The following is a 6000-nucleotide window of genomic DNA, read 5'->3' on the forward strand; positions in this document are numbered from 1 at the left end:
ACCGCCGCCCGCGCGGGGGGCGGCGGCCGTGCGGTGTTCGCGGACGGCGGCGCCGCGCGGATCGGGGAGGGTGACTAGTCGGATATCTTCCCGTGAGCGGGAAAGGCCGGACGTAACGTCGCGGTAACAGCGACGGGGCATACTGCGAGGTAGCCGGACCGTCTCTCGCGGCCGGCATGCGTCCCCCGCCCCGATGACACCGGCAGGGCAGTACCGAGGGAGAAGGCTTTGGAGCGTCAGCAGGAGTTCGTGCTCCGCACGCTGGAGGAGCGCGACATCCGCTTCATCCGGCTGTGGTTCACCGACGTGCTCGGCTTCCTGAAGTCGGTGGCCGTCGCCCCCGCCGAGCTGGAGGGCGCGTTCGGCGAGGGCATCGGCTTCGACGGGTCGGCGATCGAGGGCTTCGCGCGGGTGTACGAGGCCGACATGATCGCCAAGCCCGATCCGTCCACCTTCCAGGTGCTGCCCTGGCGCTCGGAGTCGCCCGGCGTGGGCCGGATGTTCTGCGACATCCTCATGCCGGACGGGACGCCGAGCTTCGCCGACCCGCGCTATGTGCTGAAGCGGGCGCTGGGCCGGGCCGCCGACCTCGGGTTCACCTTCTACACCCACCCCGAGATCGAGTTCTTCCTGCTCAACGACAAGCCGGAGGACGGCAGCGAGCCCGAGCCCGCGGACGCCGGCGGCTACTTCGACCACACCCCGCACAGCGCCGCGCACGACTTCCGGCGCAACGCGATCATGATGCTGGAGGCGATGGGCATCTCGGTGGAGTACAGCCACCACGAGGGCGCCCCGGGCCAGCAGGAGATCGACCTCCGGTACGCCGACGCGCTCACCACCGCCGACAACATCATGACGTTCCGGCTGGTGATGAAGGAGGTCGCGCTGGAGCAGGGCGTGCACGCGTCCTTCATGCCGAAGCCGTTCACCGAGCACCCCGGCTCGGGCATGCACACCCACATGTCGCTGTTCGAGGGCGACCGCAACGCCTTCTACGAGCCGGGTGCGGAGTTCAAGCTGTCCAAGGTCGGGCGGGCGTTCATCGCCGGGCTGCTGCGGCACTCCGCGGAGATCACCGCGGTGTGCAACCAGTGGGTCAACTCCTACAAGCGGCTGTGGGGCAACGTCGGCTCGGCCGCAGGCGCCGGGGGAGAGGCCCCGTCCTACATCTGCTGGGGGCACAACAACCGGTCGGCGCTCGTCCGCGTCCCGATGTACAAGCCGCACAAGGGCCACTCGACGCGCATCGAGTTCCGGTCGCTGGACACGGCCGCGAACCCCTACCTGGCGTTCGCGGCGATCCTCGGCGCCGGGCTGAAGGGCATCGAGGAGGGCTACGAGCTGCCGCCGGGCGCCGAGGACGACGTCTGGGCGCTGACCGTCGCCGAGCGGCGCGCCCTCGGCATCGAGCCGCTGCCGCAGGACCTCGACGACGCGATCCACGCGATGGAGCGCAGCGAGCTGATGGCGGACGTCCTCGGCGAGCACGTGTTCGACTTCTTCCTGCGCAACAAGAGGCAGGAGTGGGAGGACTACCGCCGGCAGGTGACCGAGTTCGAGCGCCGGCGGCTGCTGGCGGTGCTCTGAAGGGGCGGCCCGGTCTACGGTTGATGCTGTGACCGAGTCGCGGACGCCCGAACGCCGTTCCTCCCTCGCCGGGCGCCTCGCGCGGCTCGGCTTCACCGACGCGGCGCGGGCCGAGTGGCTGCTGCGGGACGCCGAGCGCGGCACCGGGTCGCGGCCCGGCGACGACCTCCTCGACGCGCTCGGCGGCACCGCCGACCCCGACCTCGCGCTGGACGGGCTGCTGCGCCTCCTCGCGTCCGCCGACGAGCACGGCGCCGGCGGCGAGCTGCGCGCGGCCCTCGCCGCCGAGCCGGGCACCCGGGAGCGGCTGACGGCCGTGCTCGGGGTGAGCGCCGCGCTCGGCGACCACCTGGCCCGGCACCCGGACCACTGGCGGGTGCTGCGCGACGGCCCGGCCGCCCCGGCCGGTGACCCCCGCGCCGAACTGCTCGCCGCCGTGGGCGCCGACCCGTCCGCGCAGGAGCCGGTGGCCGGCGGCGACGGCGCGCTCGCCGCCCTCCGCGTCGCCTACCGCCGCCGGCTGCTCGCGCTGGCCGGCCGCGACCTGATCGGCTCGGCGGACGTCGCCGAGGTCGCCGCCGAGCTGGCCGACCTCGCCGCCGCCGCGCTGGAGGCGGGCCTCGCGATCGCGCGCGCCGGCGTCCCCGAGCACGGGACGTGCCGGCTCGCCGTGATCGGCATGGGCAAGGCCGGGGGCCGCGAGCTGAACTACGTCAGCGACGTCGATGTGATCTTCGTGGCGGAAGCGCGGGGCGCCGGTGAGACCAGTGACGGGCACGACGAGGACGCCGCGCTGCGCACCGCGACCCGGCTGGCGTCGGCGATGATGCGGGCGTGCTCGGCCAGCACCGAGGAGGGCGCGCTCTGGGAGGTCGACGCGGCGCTGCGCCCCGAGGGCAGGGCCGGGCCGCTGGTGCGGACCCTCGCCAGCCACCGCGCCTACTACGAGCGGTGGGCCAAGACGTGGGAGTTCCAGGCGCTGCTCAAGGCCCGTCCGGTCGCCGGGGACGCCGGCCTCGGCGCCCGCTACCTCGACATGGTCACCCCGATCGTGTGGAAGGCCGCCGAGGGGGAGAGCTTCGTCGAGGACGTCCAGGCCATGCGGCGCCGCGTCGAGACCGACCTGGACCGGCGCACCGCCGACGCAGAGCGGCAGCTCAAGCTCGGCCCCGGCGGCCTGCGCGACGTCGAGTTCTCGGTGCAGCTGCTCCAGCTCGTGCACGGCCGCGGTGACGAGACCCTGCGGGACCGCGCCACCCTCGACGCCCTGGACGCCCTGTCGAGGGGCGGCTACGTCGGGCGCGACGACGCCGCGGTGCTGACGTCGGCGTACCGGTTCCTGCGGCGGGTGGAGCACCTCGTCCAGCTGCACCGGCTGCGCCGCACCCATCTCGTCCCGGACGAGGCGGACGGGCTGCGCCGCCTCGGCCGCGCCCTCGGCCTGCGCACCGACCCGGTGGGGGAGTTCACCGCGCTGTGGCGGCGGCATGCGCGGGAGGTCCGCCGCATCCACGAGAAGCTGTTCTACCGGCCGCTGCTGCGGGCCGTGGCGCGGTTGCCGGGGGAGGAGGCGCGGCTCACCCCCGAGGCCGCCCGGACCAGGCTGGAGGCGCTCGGCTACGCCGACCCGGCGGGCGCGCTCCGGCACATCGAGGCGCTGACCTCGGGCGTGTCGCGGCGCGCCGCGATCCAGCGGACGCTGCTGCCGGTGATGCTCGGCTGGTTCGCCGACGCCCCCGACCCGGACGCGGGCCTGCTCGGGTTCCGGCAGGTCAGCGACGCGCTCGGCACCACGCCCTGGTACCTGCGGCTGCTGCGGGACGAGGTGACCGTCGCAGAGCGGATGGCGTGGGTACTCGGCTCCAGCCGCTACGCCACCGACCTGCTGCTGCGCGCCCCCGAAGCGGTCGCGCTGCTCGGCGGCGAGGGCGACCTCACCCCGCGTCCGGAAGAGGCGCTGCGCGCCGAGGCGCTGGCCGCGGTCCGGCGGTACGGAGGGGCGTCCCCCCAGAAGGACGCCGCTGAAGGGAGCCGGTCGGCGGAGGAGGCCGTCGGGGTGGTGCGCGGGCTGCGGCGCCGGGAGCTGTTCCGGGTCGCGGTCGCCGACCTGCTCGGGCTGGCCGGCGTCCGGACGGTCGGGGACGCCCTCACCGGCATCGCCACCGTCACGATCGAGGCCGCGCTGGCCGCCGCCGTCCACAAGATCGAGATGGAGGCGCGGGCGCCGCTGCCGACCCGCGTGGCGGTCGTCGCGATGGGCCGGTTCGGCGGGCACGAGCTCGGCTACGGCAGCGACGCCGACGTGATGTTCGTGCACGACCCGCCGCCCGGCGCGGACGAGGCGGCCGCCGGGCGCGCCGCGCACGCCGTCGCCGAGGAGCTGCGCAGGCTGCTCGCGCTGCCCGCCCCCGACCCGCCGCTGGTGATCGACCCGAACCTGCGCCCGGAGGGCCGGCAGGGGCCGCTGGTGCGCACCCTCGCGTCCTACGCCGCCTACTACGCCCGCTGGTCGGAGCCGTGGGAGGCGCAGGCGCTGCTGCGCGCCGACCCGCTGATCGGCGACGCGGGGCTGCGCGACCGGTTCCGCGCGCTGATCGACCCGGTCCGCTGGCCGGAGGGCGGCATCGGCGAGGACGCCGTCCGGCAGATCCGCCGGCTGAAGGCGCGGATGGAGTCCGAGCGGCTGCCGCGCGGCGTCGAGCGGCGGCTGCACACCAAGCTCGGGCCGGGCGGCCTCGCGGACGTCGAGTGGGTCGCGCAGATCCTCCAGCTCAAGCACGCGCACGACGTCCCCGGGCTGCGCACCACCCGCACACTGGACGCGCTGGACGCCGCCGTCGCGGCCCGGCTGCTCGACGCGGGCGACGCCGAGGTCCTCACCGAGGCGTGGTGCCTGGCGACCCGCATCCGGGGGGCGATCATGCTGGTGCGGGGCCGCGCGTCCGACCTGCTGCCGACCGACCACCACCGGGAGCGCAGCGCCGTCACCCGGGTCCTCGGCTACCCGGGGCCGGGGGACCTGCTGGAGGACTACCGCCGCCACACCCGCCGCGCGCGGGCCGTCGTCGACCGCGTGTTCTACGGCGCCGAGTGAGCGCCCGGCGGGCCCGAGTAGTACCAGGGTTGTACGTACCGCAGGGGGCGTACGCCGGTCAGGGCCGCCCGGCGCGGCAGGGGGCGGCGGAACCGGCCCCCGAGCGGCTCGCGCCGCGCCCGCCGCGCTGCGCGAGCCGGTGGGTGATGCGGGCCCGCGCGATCAGGATCGGCACGGGGCAGCGCATATAGAGCATCCACGACACCGCCAGCGCGCCGCCGATCAGCGCCATCCCGGCCACCGCGTCCAGCACGTAGTGGTTGGCGGTGGACAGGATCACGAACACGGTCGTCGCGGGGTACAGCGCGCCGAGGACCTTCGCCCACAGCGGCGTCGCCAGCCTGACCAGGATGACCCCGCACCACAGCGACCAGCCGGCGTGCATCGACGGCATCGCCGCGTACTGGTTGGTGAGGCTTCCGGACGCGTCGCTGGCGTACAGGCCGAGCGAGTGCAGCGCGGTCACCGGGTCGACGAAGCCCTCGCTGTGCAGGAACCGCGGCGGGGCGAGCGGGTACAGCCAGAAGCCGATCAGCGCCACCCCTGTGGCGACCATGATGGACGTGCGCAGCCACCGGTAGTGCTGCGGCCGGTAGCGGTACAGCCAGACGACGACGCCGAGCGTCACGATGAAGTGCATGGTGGCGTAGAAGATGTTGGCGGTCCGCGCGAGCCACGGCACGGCCAGCAGCGTGTGGTTGAGGTGCAGCTCGACGTCCAGCCCCAGGCCGCGCTCCAGGCGCAGGATCTCTTCCGCGTGGGCGAACGCCGGGCCCGTGCCGTCCTGAACCAGCACGACGCGCGTCAGCGTATATCCGGTGTAGAAGAGGAGCACCAGCAGAAGCTCACGCCAGACCGGGGGCGCGGTGAGCACCCGGTGCCGCATCCGCGCGACGGCCTGGCCTCTGCGGGCTGCTGGGGGGGCGGGTTGAGCCATGCTACCTATCTTTGCCTCAGGGCCCCCTGAATGAGATCACCGCAATGAATGGTCTTCATCTCAGCCTTGAGTAGTACGACCCTGATGCGGTATCCGGACTTTCGGGGGAGGGCCTTGGGGACGCCTGGCGGATCCCCCCGCGCTTCCCTCCTCGTGTGGAGCCTATGGAGTTGATCAGGAGTCAGCATAGGAGGCCCTGGGTAGGTCCCGATCGCCCCCCGTGACACGAACGGAGGGACGAATGGCCAGGTATTGGGCCATATCCGGCATTGCGGTAGTGTCCGCCGCCGCACTGGCCGTTTCCGGACTGATCTCCCTCTCGGGGACGACCGGGCACCGGCGCACGGTCGCCGGCGCTGTCTCTTATACACATCTCCGC

General features: G+C 73.9%; 3 protein-coding genes. 2 read left to right on the forward strand and 1 reads right to left on the reverse strand.

Going from position 1 to position 6000, the window contains the following annotated elements; genetic code table 11:
- The first annotated feature begins 228 nt into the window (after window positions 1-228).
- On the forward strand, window positions 229-1590 hold the full coding sequence (locus tag E1284_RS08460) for a glutamine synthetase family protein (protein WP_131938446.1): 1362 nt from the start codon (window positions 229-231) through the stop codon (window positions 1588-1590).
- Between the two features lie 28 nt (window positions 1591-1618).
- Window positions 1619-4684: a bifunctional [glutamine synthetase] adenylyltransferase/[glutamine synthetase]-adenylyl-L-tyrosine phosphorylase gene (locus E1284_RS08465; RefSeq protein ID WP_131938447.1), complete on the forward strand. Its 3066-nt coding sequence runs from the start codon at window positions 1619-1621 to the stop codon at window positions 4682-4684.
- Between the two features lie 58 nt (window positions 4685-4742).
- Here the strand turns inward: E1284_RS08465 and E1284_RS08470 are convergent, their stop codons facing one another.
- Window positions 4743-5621, reverse strand: coding sequence for a phosphatase PAP2 family protein (locus E1284_RS08470; protein WP_243714347.1), 879 nt, complete (start codon window positions 5619-5621; stop codon window positions 4743-4745).
- Window positions 5622-6000: the final 379 nt, after the last annotated feature.

The sequence above is a fragment of the Actinomadura bangladeshensis genome, assembly GCF_004348335.1.
Classification (GTDB): Bacteria; Actinomycetota; Actinomycetes; order Streptosporangiales; family Streptosporangiaceae; genus Spirillospora; species Spirillospora bangladeshensis.

Bases quoted from the DNA above. Each gene is read 5' to 3' on its own strand.
- E1284_RS08470 (WP_243714347.1), bottom strand. From the start codon at position 5,621: ATGGCTCAACCCGCCCCCCCAGCAGCCCGCAGAGGCCAGGCCGTCGCG.